We start from the raw sequence: 17,722 nt of genomic DNA on the forward strand, positions 1-17,722 counted from the left end.
TCGACATATTAACGCGATGTAATTAAGCTGAAGTTGCAAAAACGACAGTAAAACGTAATATGATTGCAGGCAACACCTCGGGTTTACTTAGTAAAGCTGGCGAGATACGACCTCCACGATTTATCCCACGCCAGCGTCGTTCGGCACACAATTCATCAATTGGAGATTGAACATGAGCACAGAGAAAGTCGTAGCGGGTTCAGCTGTAGCTACTGGGGCGGCCGCTGGAATTGCTAATGCTGGCTTGATGTACGCAGGGGCGGTGGCGGCGGCCGAGGCAGGTGGCCTAGCTGGCGCTGCGGCTACCACGTCGGCTTTGGCCACGCTCGGCGGTGGTGCTGTGGCGGCAGGTGGCGGTGGAATGAGCGCAGGGGTTATGACTTTAGTCGGAGCAGCGGCTTGGCCAGCGGCAGCGGTCGGCGTAACAGCCTTTGCTGGGTACAAGCTTTACAAGTGGCTCCGTTAATTTGATGAGCAACGCTTACAAACAGTTGGTTGCTGCACTATGGGAGCCAGTCGAAGAAGTGGATCTTGGCTTCACAAAAAACTGATTTTCGAACGAATTCGTTTAATTCGCCCTACCGAGCAGGACGCTGCGGCCTTTCTTCATCGAAGCGAGTCGGTGAGGCTTTAACCCGAGGAGGAGACACCCCTGCAAGTGATCACGCGCGAAGTAAAAGTCGAGCAAGTGACTTTGATCGCCCACCGCTTTGCTCGACAGGGGATGCGGCCGGATCTGGCATGGACTGAGGGTCTCCGAGAAGTGTACCCGCCAGACAAGGTGAAGAGCCAGCTACAGCATACATGCCCGAAATGGGCATTTAGCATCCTCTGCAATCGCGGGCTTGTCGCAGATGTCGCTGGCGGCGGCTGTCCCGCGGCTGAAGGTAAGCGTTCGGCTGACTTTGCGCTGACGGCAAGGGAGCTGCTAATGTCCGATCCATCGTTAATCACCCGACAGCTAGACCTAAAAAGACGTGTGTTCGGCTTGCCGAGTGCGCCCGACTTTCGCAAGCCCAATCAGGAGGTTGAAGTGCTGTTGACGTTAATCCAGGTTGGCGCTGTTCAAATTTAAAGTGTTGGACTAAGTCCCATGTTGCCGAGGGTATGAGCACGCCTAAAAGCCGGAGCCCAGATACAACAAAGCCCGCACAATGGCGGGCTCAGTTCAGGTCACCGCCCACGAACTCAATCTTTTTGAGGGTGGTTGGGGGTAAAGAAAATTAACTGCACCTCTTTACTCTGAGAGGGGAAGTCGAATCATGCCTTGAGACCCGCATGGATTCTAGGTTTTAACTATTCAAATTCGCATCATACCGTCAACCATACCGTCAAAAATTTTGGTCTCGTCGGATATTATGTTGGTAGACCAGCGCCAGCGAGAGTGCCCACGGTCGACTGGTAGGTCTATTTCTTTTTGTTGGTGATCCACAACAGCCGCCCGATCTTCTGCCCTAGCATGGCGCTGATGCTGGTTGAGGGTAACTCCACCGCCCTGAAAAGTTGACGTCAATATAATTTTCCAACATAAGTTGCTTTTAATGTATGATGCCAAGATGCAACACAGCTCTACTGTTTGCGGCCCCTCTCGACTTGAGTAGATCAATGACTAAAAGGTAAGAAATGGCACCAAGCGAAATATTGCCTGAAGAACTCCGACATGCGCCTTTTACAGCTTTTGAAGTTGCGCAACTGCGAAGCCTTCTCTTTGCCTATACAAAAAGTCCTGAAAACATACCTAGATCACGCTCTGAGCTACTCCAAGTGTTAGAGGGCATTCGTGATGATGGCATTCACGATCTGCTCGCAAAACTAGAGTTGACGCAGGCTTACAAACATACATACATCTTTCGTCTAAGCGAATCGGCGGCTAAGAAAATTAGTACCGCCGTGGTTGTAGAGTGGTTCGCTTTGAACAGCGAAAAGTGTATGGGGAATACAAATTTGTATCCCCTTAGCTTTCACATTGGGGAATATATATCTCTGCGGTTCGTTCAGCCGGTAGCCAATTACGTTATTGAACGCGTTAGCCAGACTTTGTTCGAACTACGTCAACGTCACGCAAGACACGCAGTAATCATAGCGATTAAGCCCGTGCTTGGCATCGTCGAAGTACGTTTTGATGGCTTCGAACAAACTAAGCAAACTCCGTTAGAAGAGAAGCTTGATTACGCAGATATTGCAGAAGATTGTCGGAATGCTGTTGAGTCAATGCTGGGCGAGTCCGTAGATGGTTTGGTTCTGCGTTCCTCAATCGAAGCGATGCTGGTCAAACATCCAAAAGAAGTCGCTCAGTTTGGAATTAAATCTCGCTTTAAAAACGGAAACATTTCAATTGATGCAGATGAAAGCGATGAGGGCGATCTGAACTCTTTTATCGCCGAAGCGTTTCCTGGAATAAACCCTACTATTGCGGTATCCCCTTGGACAAATAAGAACATAATGCTGAAGTGGCCTCAGCTGAAAATGGCTACCCGTGTCAATTTCGTTGGTAATACGTCAGACATTCTGTTCCTTTGGCGACGTGGTTCGGCTAAGACTCTTGCGACTACAGACCATATTATTAAGCGGCTTGTAGAAAATTCAGAAACTTGGTCGGGAGATGCGCGTCGTCGTTTGGATGACGCATTTGCGCGGCTGTCGAATTGGGGCCTAGTTGTGCCTGGCGACGTGGCTCAAGCAGGCTCGGTAGCCCTCCCGGCGGCATTAGAATTTTTACTCGAAAAGACGGTGGAGGGCGAGGCGGAGCTTCGCTATCGCTTCCATACCCGCGAGCACCTTCAAGACAGCGATAACGCTTGGGTTTCTTCATTGGGAGAACTACCGCCGTCGGTCACGACAATCTCTGGGAACAGGCTTGAGCTAAGTGATCCGAAAAACGTTGAGGTGGGCTTCAAACTTGTTGGAGGTGCGAAATGAAACCAGCACCTACTTCAGCGCATGTTGTCATCCCTTCTCATAGCAGTGCCGTCTCAGGCGATGACGCTGCCACCTTAGACATGGTGGTTGGTCTAATTGCGTCAGGACGCTTCACGAATGAACGGATATATGCCTCGCTAGACCAAACAGATGGGCCAGCGATCTTAGCTTTGCTTGATGAACTAGATGTCATTGATGCTGAAAAATACGACGCTGCGGTTCATGCGCCGATGAAAAAAGCGACTTTCAGCTCACAGCAGAGCGCAAAGAAAGGGAAACTCTTCGAAGCGGTTTCCGGACTCATCATGGATGGTATCCGGTGTTTTAAGGTTGAGAAGAACGTCACCACTACCGTGAACCAACTTGACTTGCTAGTTAGGATGGAACCCTTTGCAAAGCTTATCCCTGCTTTTAATGAATGGGGGGCACACTTTGTTTGTGAGTGCAAGTTCCATGAAACACGCTTTGATGGAGATTGGATTGACCAGCTTATTGCTATCCTTGTAGCCCAGAAAGCGTCGGCTGGTATTCTTATTACCAAAAAAGCTGCGTCAGGAAAAGGCAGGGGTGGGAGTATTGCGACGAAACTTCAGATATACGCGGTCCAAAATCGTGTCATCCTGCTATTTTCGCGGGATGAGCTTCGCGAGTGTGCCAAGAATCGCACCACACTTACAGAAATAGTAAAAAAGTACGTAAATACACTTGCGGGAATTCCAGAATTGTTGACGGAGTGAGTCATCGCGTGAGGGCCGATTACTTTGCGGTTATTTTGCTGGCGTTTGCTCAGTTAGATCGCCAAGGGCAGAAACGGGATAAACTTTTTTCTAACAACTTAGCCCCCTCCTTATAGGCAACATCAGCAACTGATCGCCGCCTAGTCGGATTTTGTCCAATCGTTCGATTGATGAGGTTAAGGGGTTCGAGAGGTGATTTCTTATAGTGGGTGTTTGCGGTTTCAAGTGTATATGGATCGGTTTTAAAAAATGCATGCCCGGTTTAATGAAGGGCATCAGGTAAAGCCGTTTTTTCTCACTTCGGGATATTTGCCGAATGCGAGTGTTCGCCGAGCCTCCCCGAACCTGTAATCCATACGTCAATATTCGCGCCGTCAGTATTGACCAGAAGGTAAAGCCCGCCCCGTCTGATAGCTTGTAAGGCTTGTCTTTTGGCTTGGCTGTGCGAGGTTGGATGTCGGTAAGGGGAACGGCAAGTTTTGGCATGGTGACGGTATGAGCTTTGGCGGTATGAGTAGATACCGTCAACCATACTGCCAAACTTGCTGGATTTCAATGGACGGTAAAAACCGTTGGCGAACAAAAAACCCGCGCTCTCACAGGGAGAGTCGCGGGTTTCTAGACATTCTTGGACTTCTTGAAGCTTGTTCTTGGCGGAGAGAGGGGGATTCGAACCCCCGGTAGGCTATGAACCTACACACGCTTTCCAGGCGTGCGACTTAAACCACTCATCCATCTCTCCTGATGGGTTTTCGCATCGCTGCGAAGCCGCCTATTATAGCAAGGATTCCCAGCAGTACAAGAGCAACCGTCCACGCGTCACGCAACGGCCTCCAGACGGCGCCTCCATGGCCTGAGCACATGCCTGACCGGGTTCACTTGGCTCCCCGTTTCTTCAGAACCGATCAACCCGCGCCGCTTCAGGTGCCGCAAGGCCACCTGCACCGCTGACTTCGACAATCCAGTCTTCACCGAAATCGTCTGCAAACTGGCTGGCACTTGGTCCCGCCCCAGCGCCTGAGCGCTGTGCAGCAGAAACAAATACACGACGAAAGCAGCCGGGCGCCGGTCATGGCCCACCAGATCGGGCATCAGCACATCAAACACATAGGCATCGAGCGTAGATTGACGCGCACTCAGGGTAGTCATAAATACTATAGTCGTTAAAAGCACACCGACGGCGATACTGACACGATAATGCTGGTCGGAACAAGCTCAACAGGAACAAAGATGATCACCCAACTCAAATTCGTCGGCATCCCCGTTTCCGACCAGGACCGCGCGCTCGCGTTCTACACTGAGAAACTCGGCTTCGAAATTTCAACCGACCAGCCGATGGGCCCGGGCAAGCGCTGGATCGAGCTGCGCGTGGCGATGTCGAGCACGCGCGTCGTGCTGTTCACGCCGGATGGGCATGAAGACCGGATCGGAACTTTCTTCAATGGTGCGTTTGCATGCGATAACGTGGAGGCGACGTATCGCCAGCTCAGCGCGCGTGGGGTCGAGTTCCTCGATCCGCCGACCGTCCAGCCTTGGGGTTCATTTGCGAAGTTTAAGGACCCGGATGGGAATACCTTCGTACTGTCGTCTTCGTAAGACGAACTTGGGTCCCCGCCTTCGCGGGGACGACGTAGAAAGACGCGGGGACGACGACGTTAATATAATTCATGCTACACTGCTGAGCAGAGCCCAACCGCATCCACTCCCTGCCAGCCGAGTCGGATGCCCGCTCCAGCATCTCATCGGCCCCATCCCTGCCGGTAACCGTCGTCAACGCACGCGCCGTTATCGGATCCATGGGCCAAAAACTCCCTCGAACTACCGAAGACAGCTTGCGTCATGCGTGCCGGACGGCGATTTCCAGCATCGACCTTTCACAACCTTTAATCGGAGTTCCCATGCGCCTCAAGCTCGCTGTTGCCCTTGCTTCCCTGATGGTTTCCATGTCCGGCCATGCCACCCTGCTGACCAATGGTGGCGCGGAGACCGGCAATCTGCAGGGCTGGACCGTCGGCGGCGTCTCCAATCCGCGCGTCGACGATGGCAGCTTCGACCCGGGCATTAACCCACGCACCGGCAATTACATGTTCAGTGGTTATAGCGGCGCCTGGGGCACGCTGACGCAGAACGTGCTGCTGCCGGGCTTTGGACAAATGCGCCAGGTGGCGGTGTCGTTCTGGGAACAGGGACTGGACCAGGATATTCCCAGCGATGACGCCTATGTCTCGCTGACTTATCGCACGCAAAGCGGCAGCGTCATTTCGAGCGTGTCGACCGCGACGATCGATTCGCATGACGGTGAGTGGACGCAGTACCAGGGGATTTTCGATGTGCCGCTGTCGGCCTGGTCGGTGGATTACACGATGTATTTCCATCGGAATTTTGGTCTCGATCTGGATTCCTTCATTGACGATAATTCGCTGACGCTGGTTAGCGGCGGTTTCCCGATCGAGGCGGGGGATGCCAACCAATCGGCTGACGTTCCGGAGCCGGCTAGTACTGCGCTGGTGCTGCTTGGTTTGGGTTCGCTGGCTTTGTTGCGCCGGCGCCGGGCGTAGTGCAGCTTTTTTGCTGGCGTTTGACGCATTTCGCGCCCTCCCCTGTTCCAGATCCGCCAACAGGTGATATTGTTGCCGAGTTAAAACTTTTGACACCCGGCCGTGAAACGCAAAGCCCTTTATCTCGTCATCTTCGCCGTCGCCGCTGCCGGCGCCGGTTCAGGTACCTGGATCGCTTCCCGCAAGTCCAACCCGCCGGCGGCGCCGCAAGCCGCCGGGCCGGGCATGAACGTCAGCGCCATCTCGGCCGACCTGGCGCGCATGCTCGATGCCTACCGCAAGATGATCGTGCTGACGCTGGATGACGACAAGCTGTCGGACGCCGCCAAGGCGCAGACGCACGAAGTCGGCCAGCAGCTCTTCCACGAGAACCAGGAACGCATCGGCAAGGTCGATGAGGCGCTCACGAAGCTGCTGGCGTCCGGCGATCCACGCCGCTTCGATGCCGTCGGTAGCCTGCTCGATTACGTCGAGTCGGGCGAGGGTTTGTATGACGCCGACCGTCTCGCCTTCCGCGAGCTGATGCAGTCGCTGCTCGGGCAGGTGGCCAAGGATTCGTCGCTGCCGGCCATCAAGCTGCACAAGCGTGTATCGGAAGACCTCGATGCGCTGGCCGAGATCGAGCGCAATTACGAGAAGGAGATCCGCGCGGTGTTCGGGCGCTTCGAGTCGCGCTCGATCGCTCTCAAGCGCGAGAAGTGGGACAGCTATACCGCCTACCTGAAGACACTGTACCAGCGCGAGCGCATCCTCAAGGATTACGGCGTGGTGCTGCCCTACCCTGCCAAGCCTGAACCGGCGGAGCCGGGCACGCCGTCCCAGGCCCAGCAGCCACAGAAAGACGAAGACGAAATCTTCGGCAAGGCGCTACCGAAGAAGACCATCGTCCTGACCTTCGACGACGGCCCGCACCGCCGCTACAGCGAGGAGATAGCCGCCATCCTCAAGGAGTATGGCGCGCCGGCCGTGTTCTTCAGCGTCGGCCGCAATATCGGCTCGCTCGATGCGAAGGGCGAGGCGCACCTGAACGCCGGCGCGGAGGTCAGCCGCAAGCTGATGGCGGCCGGCTATGTGCTGGCGAATCACAGCCTGACGCACGCGCAACTGTCCAAGCAGAGCGGCGATGGCCTGAAGGCCGAGATCCTCGGCACCGACACTTTGCTCAAGGCCGTCAACCCGCAACGCTCCGCCCTTTTCCGCTTCCCCTACGGCGCGCGCAACAAGGAAGGCATGCACATGCTGGCCGATGCCCACCTGAAGTCGGTGATGTGGAATATCGATTCGCTGGACTGGGCCGACCCGGTGCCGTCCTCGATTGCGGACCGCGTGCTGCGCTCCGTCGACAAGGAAGGCCGCGGCATCATCCTGTTCCACGACATCCACGAGCGCACCGTGAAAGCGCTGCCGCTGGTGCTGGAGAAGCTGGCGGCCGAGGGCTACCAGTTCGCGGGCTGGGATGGCAGCACATTCAAGGTAAGCGCTACCGCCGCGGCGGCGCCTGTGCCACGCGCGGCCACCACCGGCTACGCAAATTCGTGGGCGATCCTGGTCGGCGTCGACGAGTACAAGAAGTGGCCGCGCCTGCAGTATGCGGTGCGCGATGCCGAAGGCGTCGGGCAGGTGCTGGTGCAGAAGTTCGGCTTCGCACCCGAGCGCGTGATCACGCTGAAGAACGAGCAGGCGACGCGCGCCGGCATCCTCGGCGCCTTCCACGATTTGCTCGAGCGCGGCAAGAACGCGGGCGGCCTGCAGCCGAACGACCGCGTCTTCATGTTCTTCGCCGGCCACGGCGCAACGCGCAAGCTCAGCTCGGGCCGCGACCTCGGCTACATCGTTCCCTACGATGCCGACCCGGACAACCTGGCGACGGACGCGATCCCGATGACCGAAATCCAGAACATCGCGGAGAGCCTGCCGGCCAAGCACGAGCTGTTCGTGATGGACGCCTGCTACAGCGGCCTCGGTTTGACGCGCGGCGGCGCCAACGCGTCCTTCCTGCGCGAGAACGGCCGCCGCCTGGGACGCCAGATGCTGACCGCCGGCGGCACCGACCAGCTGGTGTCCGACGGCGGCCCGAACGGCCATTCGGTGTTCACCTGGACCCTGCTGCAGGGCCTGGGCGGCAAGGCCGACCTGAACGGCGACGGCTTGATCACCGCGACGGAGCTGGCGGCCTATGTGGCGCCGGCGGTATCCAGCGTCTCGCAGCAGACGCCGGCCTTCGGCAGCCTGCCCGGTTCCGAGGGCGGCGATTTCGTCTTCGAACTGCCGGAGGAGACCGAGTTCCTGAATACGAATACGGCCCAGCTGTCGAACGATGCGATCGCGCTGAATACGAAGCTGGACGCCAAGGCTTCGGCCCGTTCCGCCACCGTGGTGGTGAAGGACCTTCAGGGCGGCACCGCGACCATCACCGCACCCGCCGCCGTGCCGGTGTCGAGCCGCCAGCAGGCCCAGCGCGCCAACGACCATGGCCTGCAGCTGTACAAGGAGAAGCAGTATGCGCAGGCCGAGACGCAGTTCACGGAGGCCCTGAAGCTGCGGCCGAACTTTGCGCTGGCGGCCAACAATCTCGGCTTCGTCTTCTACAAGCAGGACAAGTATGCGGAGGCGGCGCGCTGGTTCGAAAACGCGATCAAGATGGATCCGTCGCGCGCGATCGCGTACATGAATCTGGGCGATGCGTATGCGCGGGCTGGGCAGGGAGAGAAGGCCAGGACGGCGTACAAGACCTACCTGGAGCTGGCGCCGAATAGCCCGACTGCGGGGTATGCCAGGCAGCAGTTGGAAAAGCTTTAACTCGTCGTTCCCGCGCAGGCGGGAACCCAAGTTTTGCGAATAGCCAGCGAACTTGGATCCCCGCCTTCGCGGGGACGACGGACTTGGGGACAACAATCATGGACATGAAACGCATCAACGCCGGCAAACTCCGCGCCATCGGCTACGACACCAAAGAGCGCACCCTGCGCGTGGAATTCGACGACGGCAGCGCCATCGATTACGCGAACGTGGGCAGCGAGATCTGGAAGCGCTTCTCGACCTCGGGCGCCGCCTGGAGTTTTTACCGCGACAATATCGAGGAAGAGTTTGCCGGCACGCGCGGGCGCGCTGCGGTTGCCAGCCAACGTGCCGAACTCGACGCGCTGTTCGGCGGGGCCGAAGCACCAAAAAAGCCGAACCCGCTCGATGCGCTGTTCGGCTCTCCGGACGAAGACAAGAGTTAAGGCCTCAAGCCCAGCTGCCGTCGGGCGATAGCAGCACCTGATACCACAGCTGCCCCTGCACCTCGCTCTGCGGCACGTCGCCGCGCTTGCCGGCCCAGTAGCGCAGGTTGCCCTGCTTGACGTCGTCGGGCACCACGCCCAGGCAGGCCTTGACCAGCCAGTATTCGAGCTTGGCTTCCGGGATGCCGTACCAGGTGTTGCGGTCGGTTTCTTCGTTACGCACCGCGCGCGTGCCCCAGCATTCGTAGCTGCCGAACAGGGTGTTGTCGACGTGGATTTGCGAGATGTAGCGCGTCGAGGTGTCGACGAAGTGGATGGAGACCGTGAAGTGGCCCTTGAAATGGACCTTTAGTTCCTTGCGGCCGCCGTAGTCGATGCAGTTGTACGAGGTCGGCCAGGTCCGGTTGCACATCACGTCGGTGGCGAACTCGACGTATTTTGCTCTGTTCATGTTCTCCCCTCCTTACGTTAAGTGACGCTGATACATTGCCAGTCGTCAATTTGGGAGGGTTGAGGCAGCGCAAAAAAAAACGCCGCATCGTTTTTCGCGATGCGGCGTAACTCTGCTATCAATCGAACTTGGATTCCCGCCTGCGCGGGAATGACGTCATTGGTTAAGCCGACTCTTTGAGCTGCTCCAGAATCGCCGGATTTTCCAGCGTCGACACATCCTGGGTAATCGCCTCGCCCTTGGCCAGCACGCGCAGCAGGCGACGCATGATCTTGCCGCTTCGCGTCTTCGGCAGGTTGTCGCCGAAGCGGATTTCCTTCGGCTTGGCGATCGGACCGATCTCCTTGCCGACCCAGTTGCGCAGCTCGGCCGCCAGCTTCTTCGCTTCTTCGCCGGTCGGTCGCGCCTGCTTCAGCACCACGAAGGCGCACACGGCTTCGCCGGTGGTTTCGTCGGGCTTGCCGACCACGGCGGCTTCCGCCACCACCGGGTGCGCCACCAGCGCCGACTCGATCTCCATCGTGCCCATGCGGTGGCCCGAGACGTTCAGCACGTCGTCGATGCGGCCGGTGATGGTGAAGTAGCCGGTGTCCTTGTTGCGGATCGCGCCGTCGCCGGCCAGGTAGTATTTGCCGCCCAGTTCGTCCGGGTAGTAGGCGCTGCGGAAGCGGTCCGGGTTGTTCCAGATCGTGCGGATCATCGACGGCCACGGACGCTTCACCACCAGGATGCCGCCGTTGCCGTTCGGGACGTCATGCCCGGCTTCGTCGACGATCGCGGCCATGATGCCCGGCAGCGGCAGCGTGCAGGAGCCCGGCACCATCGGCGTTGCGCCCGGCAGCGGGGTGATCATGTGGCCGCCGGTTTCGGTCTGCCAGAAGGTGTCGACGATCGGGCAGCGCTCGTTGCCGACATTCTTGTAGTACCACATCCAGGCTTCCGGATTGATCGGCTCGCCCACGGTGCCCAGCAGGCGCAGGCTGGACAGGTCGAAGCTCTTCGGATGCACCTTCTCATCCGAATTCGACATCTTGATCAGCGAACGGATCGCGGTCGGCGCGGTGTAGAAGATCGAGACCTTGTGCTTGGCGATGGTCTCCCAGAAGCGTCCGGCGTGCGGGAAGGTCGGCACGCCTTCGAAGATGATCTGGGTAGCGCCGACGGCGGTCGGGCCGTAGCAGATATAGGTGTGGCCGGTGACCCAACCGATGTCGGCGGTGCACCAGTAGACGTCGTCCGGCTTGATGTCGAAGGTCCACTTCATCGTCAGCGCAGACCACAGCAGGTAGCCGCCGGTGCTGTGCTGGACGCCCTTCGGCGTGCCGGTCGAGCCCGAGGTGTAGAGGATGAACAGCGGGTGCTCCGCGTCGACCCACTCCGGCTCGCACTGTGCGGACTGGCCGTCCACCAGGTCGTGCAGCCACAGGTCGCGGCCTTGCTGGAAGGCGATGTTGCCGCCGGTGCGCTTGTAGACGATCACGTCCTTGATGGTGTCGCAGCCGCCCATCGCCAGGGCTTCGTCGACGATGGATTTCAGCGGCAGCGGTTTACCACCGCGCATCTGCTCGTCCGCGGTGATGATGGCGACGGCGCCGGCGTCGATGATGCGCTCCTGCAGGGACTTCGCCGAGAAGCCGCCGAACACCACCGAGTGGGTCGCGCCGATGCGGGCGCAGGCCTGCATCGCGGCCACGCCTTCGATCGACATCGACATGTAGATGATGACGCGGTCGCCCTTCTTGATGCCGCGGGCTTTCAGGCCGTTGGCGAATTTGCAGACGCGCTCGTGCAGCTCGCGATAGGTGGCGCGTGTCACCTGGCCGTCGTCGGCCTCGAAGATGATCGCGGTCTTGTCGGCGTTGCCGTTCTCGAGGTTGCGGTCGAGGCAGTTGTACGAGGCGTTCAGCTGGCCGTCGGCGAACCACTTGTAGAACGGGGCGTTCGATTCGTCCAGGGTTTGCGTGAACGGCTTGTGCCAGGCGATGTTCTCGCGCGCCAGGCGCGCCCAGAAGCCTTCGTAGTCGTTCGCGGCTTCCGCGCATAGCTTGTTGTACGCGTCCATGCCGGAGATGGTTGCATTGGCGGCGAAGTCAGCGGGCGGGTTGAACACGCGGTGTTCTTGCAGACCCTGCTGCTGGTTGGTCTCAGTCTCAGCCATTCTTGTCTCCTAGTAGTAGTTTTGCCACATACCATATCGGTGCTCGCTTACTGAGCCCTTACAGGCATCCCGAGATCATTCTACCAACCTTTGCGGAACAACGAAGAGGCAAGCCAGCCATCCGTTCCGGGTGTAGAATGTCGAGCTGTCTTGACCCCGACCTTGGTCCTCGCCCGACCGGCACTCATCACAGATGATCGAATCGCAACCCTCTTCCGTACCACGCAAGCGCAGCGCCCTCGCCAGCTTCATGTTCGCCAGCCGCTGGCTGCAGCTGCCCCTTTATCTCGGCCTGATCCTGGCGCAATGCGTCTACGTGTTCCATTTCTGGGTCGAGCTGAAGGACCTGGTGCTGGCCGCGATGGGCAACGAGAGCGCCCTGCAGCACATCTTCCAGGCCGTCGCCGTGCCTGGCGCCGAACCTCCAAGCAAGCTGAACGAAACCACCATCATGCTGGTCGTGTTGGGCCTGATCGACGTGGTGATGATTTCGAACCTACTGATCATGGTGATCGTCGGCGGCTACGAGACCTTCGTCTCGCGCATGTACCTCGAAGACCACCCGGACCAGCCGGAATGGCTGTCGCACGTGAACGCTTCCGTCCTGAAGACCAAGCTGGCGATGGCGATCATCGGCATCTCCTCGATCCACCTGCTGAAGACCTTCATCAACGCGATCGAGTACGAGCCAAAGGTCCTGATCGCACAGACCTGCATCCATATTGCCTTCCTGGTATCGGCCATGGCCATCGCCTATACCGACCGCATCATGACCAACACCGCAAGCATCACCAAACACTAACCTGAACGAGAACGAAATGACTGTCATCAAACAGGACGACCTGATCGAATCCGTCGCCGCCGCACTGCAGTACATCAGCTACTACCACCCGGCCGACTACATCCAGCACCTGGCGCGCGCGTACGAAGCCGAGCAGAGCCCGGCCGCCAAGGATGCCATCGCCCAGATCCTGACCAACTCGAAGATGTGCGCCGAAGGCAAGCGCCCGATCTGCCAGGACACCGGCATCGTCAACGTGTTCCTGAAAGTCGGCATGAACGTGCGCTTCGAAGGCTTCGGTGAACGCTCGATCACGGACGCCGTCAACGAAGGCGTGCGCCGCGCGTACAACTTCGCGGACAACAAGCTGCGCGCCTCGATCGTCGCCGACCCGCACTTCGAGCGCAAGAACACCAAGGACAACACCCCGGCCGTCGTGCACATGGAACTGGTCCCGGGCGACACCGTCGACGTCATGGTCGCTGCAAAAGGCGGCGGCTCCGAGAACAAGACCAAGTTCGTGATGCTGAACCCGTCCGACTCGCTGGTCGACTGGGTCCTGAAGACCGTGCCGCTGATGGGCGCCGGCTGGTGCCCGCCGGGCATGCTGGGCATCGGTATCGGTGGCTCGGCCGAGAAGGCGATGCTGATGGCGAAAGAGTCGCTGATGGAAGACATCGACATGTACGAACTGAAGCAGCGCGGCCCCTCGACGAAGCTGGAAGAGCTGCGTATCGAACTGTGCGACAAGATCAACGCGCTGGGCATCGGCGCGCAAGGCCTGGGCGGCCTGACCACGGTGCTGGACGTGAAGATCAACATGTACCCGACCCACGCGGCGTCGAAGCCGGTCGCGATGATCCCGAACTGCGCCGCCACCCGCCACGCCCACTTCGTGCTGGACGGCTCCGGTCCGTCGTACATCGAACCGCCGGCGCTGTCGACCTGGCCGGACGTGCAATGGACCCCGGACACGCAGAAGTCGAAGAGCGTGAACCTGGACACCCTGACCAAGGAAGAAGTCGCATCCTGGCAGCCGGGCCAGACCCTGCTCCTGAACGGCAAGATGCTGACCGGCCGCGACGCCGCGCACAAGCGCATCCAGGACATGCTGGCCAAGGGCGAGAAGCTGCCGGTGGATTTCACCAACCGCGTGATCTACTACGTCGGCCCGGTCGATCCGGTCGGCGACGAAGTGGTCGGCCCGGCAGGCCCGACCACCGCGACCCGCATGGACAAGTTCACCGACATGATGCTCGAGCAGACCGGCCTGATCGCCATGATCGGCAAGGCCGAGCGCGGCCCGGCAGCGATCGAATCGATCAAGAACCACAAGTCGGCCTACCTGATGGCGGTCGGCGGCTCGGCCTACCTGGTGTCGAAGGCGATCAAGTCGGCCAAGGTGCTGGGCTTCGAAGACCTGGGCATGGAAGCGATCTATGAGTTCGAGGTGAAGGACATGCCGGTGACCGTGGCCGTGGATTCGACCGGTACGTCGGTGCACACGACCGGCCCGAAGGAATGGGCTGCCAAGATCGAGTCGCTGAAGGGCATTCCGGTCACGACCGCGTAATCGTAGAGTGGGGCAAATGAGGCCAGTGGCCTCATTTGCGTGCCCACCATGTACGCCAACATGACGCGACCAATCCCGGTGGGCACGGTGTGCCCACCCTACTCCCTCCTCCCCGACGCGCCGGTCGGCATCTTCGATTCCGGCGTCGGCGGCCTGTCGGTGCTGCGCCATATCCGCGCCCAGCTGCCCCACGAACACCTGATCTACGTGGCCGACTCCGGCTTCGCGCCTTACGGCGACAAGCCGGAAGACGTGGTCGCCGAACGTTCTTTCGCGATTGCCGACTTCCTGGTTGATCGGGGCATCAAGGCGCTGGTCGTGGCCTGCAATACCGCGACCGTGTCGGCCGTCAGGCTGATGCGCACGCGCTATCCCGGTATGCCCATCGTCGGCGTCGAACCCGGCCTGAAGCCGGCGGCCGCCGCGAGCCGCAACGGCAAGGTCGGCGTGCTGGCCACCGAACGGACCCTGGCCGGCGCCAAGTTCCTCAAACTGCGCGACCAGATCGCGGAAGCGACCGGCGCCCAGTTCCTGCTGCAGCCCTGCCAGGGCCTGGCCGACCAGATCGAATTCGGCGAACTCGACTCCGACGACACCACCGCCATGCTGCGGCGTTACATCGACCCGCTGCTGGCACAGGGCGCGGACACCCTGGTGCTGGGCTGCACCCACTATCCACTGGTGCAGGCCTCGATCGAACAGGTGATCGCTGCCGCCGGCGCCCGCGACATAGCGCTGATCGACACCGGCGATGCCGTCGCGCGCCAGCTGGGGCGTTTGCTGGAAGCCGGCGGCTTGCTGCGCTCGGGTTCCGCCACGGCCGCACCGGCGCGGCTGGAGGGCTATACGAGCGCCAGCGCGACCGCCCTGTCGGCGGCCTTCAACAGCCTGGTTGGCATCGATGTGCCGGTGCAGGAGACCGACTTTGCCGAGCTCCGCACTGCTCAGCGCATTTAGATTTGCCAGATGGAGAAGTCGCCGCTATAATCTCGTTCTGTCTCGGCAACAACGAGACAGCAAGTAAGACAGTGGTGGCTGTAGCTCAGTTGGTAGAGTCCAGGATTGTGATTCCTGTTGTCGTGGGTTCGAGTCCCATCAGCCACCCCAAAGAATATGATGAAAAGCCCGGTTCGCAAGACCGGGCTTTTTGTTTTTCGTGGCGCCTCACCTGCACCGGAACTCCAGCGACCCCGCCATCAAGGCATCCCCCCGCACCCGCCGCTTGGCAAGGCAGCGCGCCGTCGAACGTGCATCGAAACGAATGAACCGGCCCGTTCCCGTGTAACTGCAATAAACCTGCCGAATCATCGAACGCGGCCCGGCCTTCATGTTCCAGGCCTGGTACAAGGTCCCGCCGGTCTGCCACTCCTTCTCGGGTAATCCCTCTCCAAAGAACGTTCATCCGCCCGCGTGCTGGGCAGATAGGCAACCACCCGCGCCCGGTCCAGCCTCGACTTGGGCGCCTTCCAGTCAGCCGGCGCATTGATGGGGCATTCCAGCACGGCAGCCTGCGCTGAGCACGCAAACAGCAACAGCGCAGCCAAACCGATTTTATTGCCAACAATATAACGCATGGTGTAATTCCGACAATATCTGGACTTTCCATGCTAGGCACGCGGCATATGGCCGACTTGCGCATTCTCACTGGCTGAACTGCCGAAAAACAAAAAGCCAGTCACACGGACTGGCTTCTTGCATCAGCTAAAGCCAAGAAGGCTTACGAACGGTTCGGATTGTTCGGGCGGTTGTCGAGGCGGTTCGGTACGCCGTCACCGTCGCGGTCGCCACGCTGCCAGCCGCCGCGAACCAGCGTCCAGCCGTTGCCATCCTGGCGCCATTCCGGACGATGGTAGCTGTAGCCCTTGCGAACTTTCTCGAAATGGCCCTTCTGCCACACATAGCGGTGACCGTTCCAGTTCCAGTAGCCCGGGGCCCATTCGAAGCCGCGGCGTGCATGGGGCACGACTTCGTGGCGCGGAGCCGGCGGAGCGGTACGGACGACCAGCACGTCACCTTTCGCGAAGGCCTGCGCCGGGACGAATGCGGCGGTGCTGATCAGGGCTGCGGCAGCGGCACAGAGGATTCGTTTCATGATGCTTCTCCTTTCGGTTGGTGTGATTCCACTATAGCGATCCGAGCTATCGCACAGTGAGTTTGATGCAAGATTTTACAATCGACACAGTGCGCGACAAATATGTAACAGGGATTGGTGTTGCGGCAGGTTAAGCGTCTTTCGATTCCTGGCGGAATTTCGACTGTGCCGGATCAAGGCCGCTTGCTGTTGTGCTTGTCCCCGCAAGGCTGACCCCGTAACGTCGAATGACCGAGCTCGCCATTGCGTTTCGCGCGGCGCAGGGCGCACGCCGGCCCCTTCGCGTTTCCGACCGGAGTCCCGCCATGAAATTGCGCATCAAGCCATTGCTCTGCATTCTGTTCCTTCCCATGCTGGCTGCCAGTGCCGGCGCCCCTCCTCCGGCTGCCGACAGGCCGCTGGACCGCAATCCTTATCCGACCCAGCCAGGCACGCGTGAACTGCCGCCGCGTTACAGCGCCCCGTCCGGCGTCAACGCAAAGGCGCGCCTGGCCTACTGGAGCGAACAGGCCTGGCGCAGCGCCGTCTTCGATGTCACGCCGCCGCCGGCCGGCTCGTTCACGTATGCCGAACAGCGCGGACGGACGCGCAGCAGCCGCGTCATGGCCATCTTCCACATCGCTATCTACGACGCCCTGAACGCGATCTACAAGCGCTCTCCCGGCTATAGTGGTTCCCTGCCGGCATTCGCCGACAGCCTGCCTGATGCAGCGATCGCCCAGGCCGCACACGACGTCCTCGTCGCGCTCTATACGCGCCAGGCCGACCGCCTGCACGCCGTGTTGAGAGCAGACCTGGCCAGGCTGTCGGACGGTCGCGCCAAACAGAACGGCATCGATATCGGCCGCCGGGCCGCAGCCGCAATCCTGGCGCTGCGTGCCGACGATGGATCGAACCGCCCCAATCCGGTCGTCGGCGAAGACTACCCACTCTATACCGAACCGGGCAAATGGCGGCCGGATCCGGTGGGCCGGAGCCCGATCGCTCTGGGCGCCTGGTGGGGCTACGTGAAGCCCTTCGTGCTGCCTTCGGCCGCAGCGTTTCGCGCACCGCCGCCGCCACCCCTGACCAGCGCCGTCTACGCGCGCGACTTCAACGAGGTGAAGCAGGTGGGCGGCGACGGCCCCGCAACCAGGCGGACCCAGGAGCAGACCAGGATCGGCATTTTCTGGTGATATGACGACGCAGCCTGGCTCGATTCGCCAATACGCATGTACAACCAGATCGGC

General features: G+C 59.8%; 15 protein-coding genes and 2 tRNA genes. 12 read left to right on the top strand and 5 right to left on the bottom strand.

What is annotated here, in order from left to right; all coding sequences use genetic code 11:
- The first annotated feature begins 658 nt into the window (after nt 1-658).
- From LQV39_RS17345 to LQV39_RS17355, 3 genes are all read left to right on the top strand, one after another.
- Nucleotides 659-1,075 carry a hypothetical protein gene (locus LQV39_RS17345; protein WP_230027388.1) on the top strand — a complete coding sequence of 139 codons (417 nt, stop codon included), beginning with the start codon at nt 659-661 and terminating at the stop codon, nt 1,073-1,075.
- Nucleotides 1,076-1,623: 548 nt separating this feature from the next.
- On the top strand, nt 1,624-2,919 hold the full coding sequence (locus tag LQV39_RS17350; RefSeq protein WP_230027389.1) for a hypothetical protein: 1,296 nt from the start codon (nt 1,624-1,626) through the stop codon (nt 2,917-2,919).
- The gene (locus LQV39_RS17355) at nt 2,916-3,656 is read left to right on the top strand and encodes a hypothetical protein (protein ID WP_230027390.1); all 741 of its coding nucleotides are present in this window, start codon (nt 2,916-2,918) and stop codon (nt 3,654-3,656) included. Before LQV39_RS17350 ends, LQV39_RS17355 begins: the two co-directional genes overlap by 4 nt.
- A 651-nt stretch (nt 3,657-4,307) precedes the next feature.
- Here the strand turns inward: LQV39_RS17355 and LQV39_RS17360 are convergent.
- Nucleotides 4,308-4,398, bottom strand: a tRNA-Ser gene (locus LQV39_RS17360).
- A gap of 77 nt (nt 4,399-4,475) precedes the next feature.
- Nucleotides 4,476-4,805: a helix-turn-helix domain-containing protein gene (locus LQV39_RS17365; RefSeq protein ID WP_230027391.1), complete on the bottom strand. Its 330-nt coding sequence runs from the start codon at nt 4,803-4,805 to the stop codon at nt 4,476-4,478.
- 81 nt (nt 4,806-4,886) lie between these two features.
- On the opposite strand from LQV39_RS17365, the gene LQV39_RS17370 reads away from it, so the two are divergent.
- The 4 genes from LQV39_RS17370 to LQV39_RS17385 all read left to right on the top strand — a co-directional run bounded on the left by LQV39_RS17370 (nt 4,887) and on the right by LQV39_RS17385 (nt 9,438).
- Entirely contained in the window at nt 4,887-5,252 is a 366-nt protein-coding gene (locus LQV39_RS17370) for a VOC family protein (protein ID WP_230027392.1), read from the top strand.
- A gap of 302 nt (nt 5,253-5,554) precedes the next feature.
- Entirely contained in the window at nt 5,555-6,214 is a 660-nt protein-coding gene (locus LQV39_RS17375) for a PEP-CTERM sorting domain-containing protein (protein ID WP_230027393.1), read from the top strand.
- Nucleotides 6,215-6,316: 102 nt separating this feature from the next.
- A complete protein-coding gene (locus LQV39_RS17380) occupies nt 6,317-9,013 on the top strand; it encodes a polysaccharide deacetylase family protein (protein ID WP_230027394.1) in 2,697 nt (898 codons plus the stop codon).
- A 98-nt stretch (nt 9,014-9,111) separates the two neighbouring features.
- Nucleotides 9,112-9,438, top strand: a complete 327-nt coding sequence (locus tag LQV39_RS17385) for a KTSC domain-containing protein (RefSeq protein WP_230027395.1) — start codon at nt 9,112-9,114, stop codon at nt 9,436-9,438.
- Between the two features lie 4 nt (nt 9,439-9,442).
- Here the strand turns inward: LQV39_RS17385 and LQV39_RS17390 are convergent, their stop codons facing one another.
- Together LQV39_RS17390 and acs are read right to left on the bottom strand one after the other, a co-directional pair.
- The gene (locus LQV39_RS17390) at nt 9,443-9,889 is read right to left on the bottom strand and encodes a hypothetical protein (protein WP_230027396.1); all 447 of its coding nucleotides are present in this window, start codon (nt 9,887-9,889) and stop codon (nt 9,443-9,445) included.
- A 163-nt stretch (nt 9,890-10,052) separates the two neighbouring features.
- Complete coding sequence (gene acs, locus LQV39_RS17395; protein WP_230027397.1) at nt 10,053-12,047, bottom strand: acetate--CoA ligase; 1,995 nt, start codon at nt 12,045-12,047, stop codon at nt 10,053-10,055.
- A 193-nt stretch (nt 12,048-12,240) separates the two neighbouring features.
- On the opposite strand from acs, the gene LQV39_RS17400 reads away from it, so the two are divergent.
- The 4 genes from LQV39_RS17400 to LQV39_RS17415 all read left to right on the top strand — a co-directional run bounded on the left by LQV39_RS17400 (nt 12,241) and on the right by LQV39_RS17415 (nt 15,508).
- Entirely contained in the window at nt 12,241-12,849 is a 609-nt protein-coding gene (locus LQV39_RS17400; protein ID WP_230027398.1) for a YqhA family protein, read from the top strand.
- Nucleotides 12,850-12,865: 16 nt separating this feature from the next.
- Nucleotides 12,866-14,401, top strand: coding sequence for a fumarate hydratase (locus tag LQV39_RS17405; protein WP_230027399.1), 1,536 nt, complete (start codon nt 12,866-12,868; stop codon nt 14,399-14,401).
- A gap of 60 nt (nt 14,402-14,461) precedes the next feature.
- Complete coding sequence (murI, locus tag LQV39_RS17410; RefSeq protein WP_230027400.1) at nt 14,462-15,358, top strand: glutamate racemase; 897 nt, start codon at nt 14,462-14,464, stop codon at nt 15,356-15,358.
- Nucleotides 15,359-15,432: 74 nt separating this feature from the next.
- A tRNA-His gene (locus LQV39_RS17415) sits at nt 15,433-15,508 on the top strand.
- 610 nt (nt 15,509-16,118) lie between these two features.
- Here LQV39_RS17415 and LQV39_RS17420 read toward each other — a convergent pair.
- A complete protein-coding gene (locus tag LQV39_RS17420) occupies nt 16,119-16,493 on the bottom strand; it encodes a thrombospondin type 3 repeat-containing protein (RefSeq protein ID WP_230027401.1) in 375 nt (124 codons plus the stop codon).
- 305 nt (nt 16,494-16,798) lie between these two features.
- Here LQV39_RS17420 and LQV39_RS17425 point away from each other — a divergent pair, with 305 nt between their 5' ends.
- Entirely contained in the window at nt 16,799-17,668 is an 870-nt protein-coding gene (locus tag LQV39_RS17425) for a hypothetical protein (protein ID WP_230027402.1), read from the top strand.
- The last annotated feature ends 54 nt before the right edge of the window (nt 17,669-17,722 follow it).

It is taken from the genome of Massilia sp. Bi118 (assembly GCF_918697865.1).
In the GTDB taxonomy this organism is placed as follows: Bacteria; Pseudomonadota; Gammaproteobacteria; order Burkholderiales; family Burkholderiaceae_D; genus Telluria.

Coding starts and splice junctions, on each gene's coding strand:
- LQV39_RS17385 (WP_230027395.1), top strand. CDS start 9,112: ATGGACATGAAACGCATCAACGCCGGCAAACTCCGCGCCATCGGCTAC.
- LQV39_RS17370 (WP_230027392.1), top strand. CDS start 4,887: ATGATCACCCAACTCAAATTCGTCGGCATCCCCGTTTCCGACCAGGAC.
- LQV39_RS17365 (WP_230027391.1), bottom strand. CDS start 4,805: ATGACTACCCTGAGTGCGCGTCAATCTACGCTCGATGCCTATGTGTTT.
- LQV39_RS17355 (WP_230027390.1), top strand. CDS start 2,916: ATGAAACCAGCACCTACTTCAGCGCATGTTGTCATCCCTTCTCATAGC.
- LQV39_RS17425 (WP_230027402.1), top strand. CDS start 16,799: ATGAAATTGCGCATCAAGCCATTGCTCTGCATTCTGTTCCTTCCCATG.
- LQV39_RS17375 (WP_230027393.1), top strand. CDS start 5,555: ATGCGCCTCAAGCTCGCTGTTGCCCTTGCTTCCCTGATGGTTTCCATG.
- LQV39_RS17350 (WP_230027389.1), top strand. CDS start 1,624: ATGGCACCAAGCGAAATATTGCCTGAAGAACTCCGACATGCGCCTTTT.
- LQV39_RS17420 (WP_230027401.1), bottom strand. CDS start 16,493: ATGAAACGAATCCTCTGTGCCGCTGCCGCAGCCCTGATCAGCACCGCC.
- LQV39_RS17400 (WP_230027398.1), top strand. CDS start 12,241: ATGATCGAATCGCAACCCTCTTCCGTACCACGCAAGCGCAGCGCCCTC.
- LQV39_RS17405 (WP_230027399.1), top strand. CDS start 12,866: ATGACTGTCATCAAACAGGACGACCTGATCGAATCCGTCGCCGCCGCA.
- LQV39_RS17390 (WP_230027396.1), bottom strand. CDS start 9,889: ATGAACAGAGCAAAATACGTCGAGTTCGCCACCGACGTGATGTGCAAC.
- acs (WP_230027397.1), bottom strand. CDS start 12,047: ATGGCTGAGACTGAGACCAACCAGCAGCAGGGTCTGCAAGAACACCGC.
- murI (WP_230027400.1), top strand. CDS start 14,462: ATGACGCGACCAATCCCGGTGGGCACGGTGTGCCCACCCTACTCCCTC.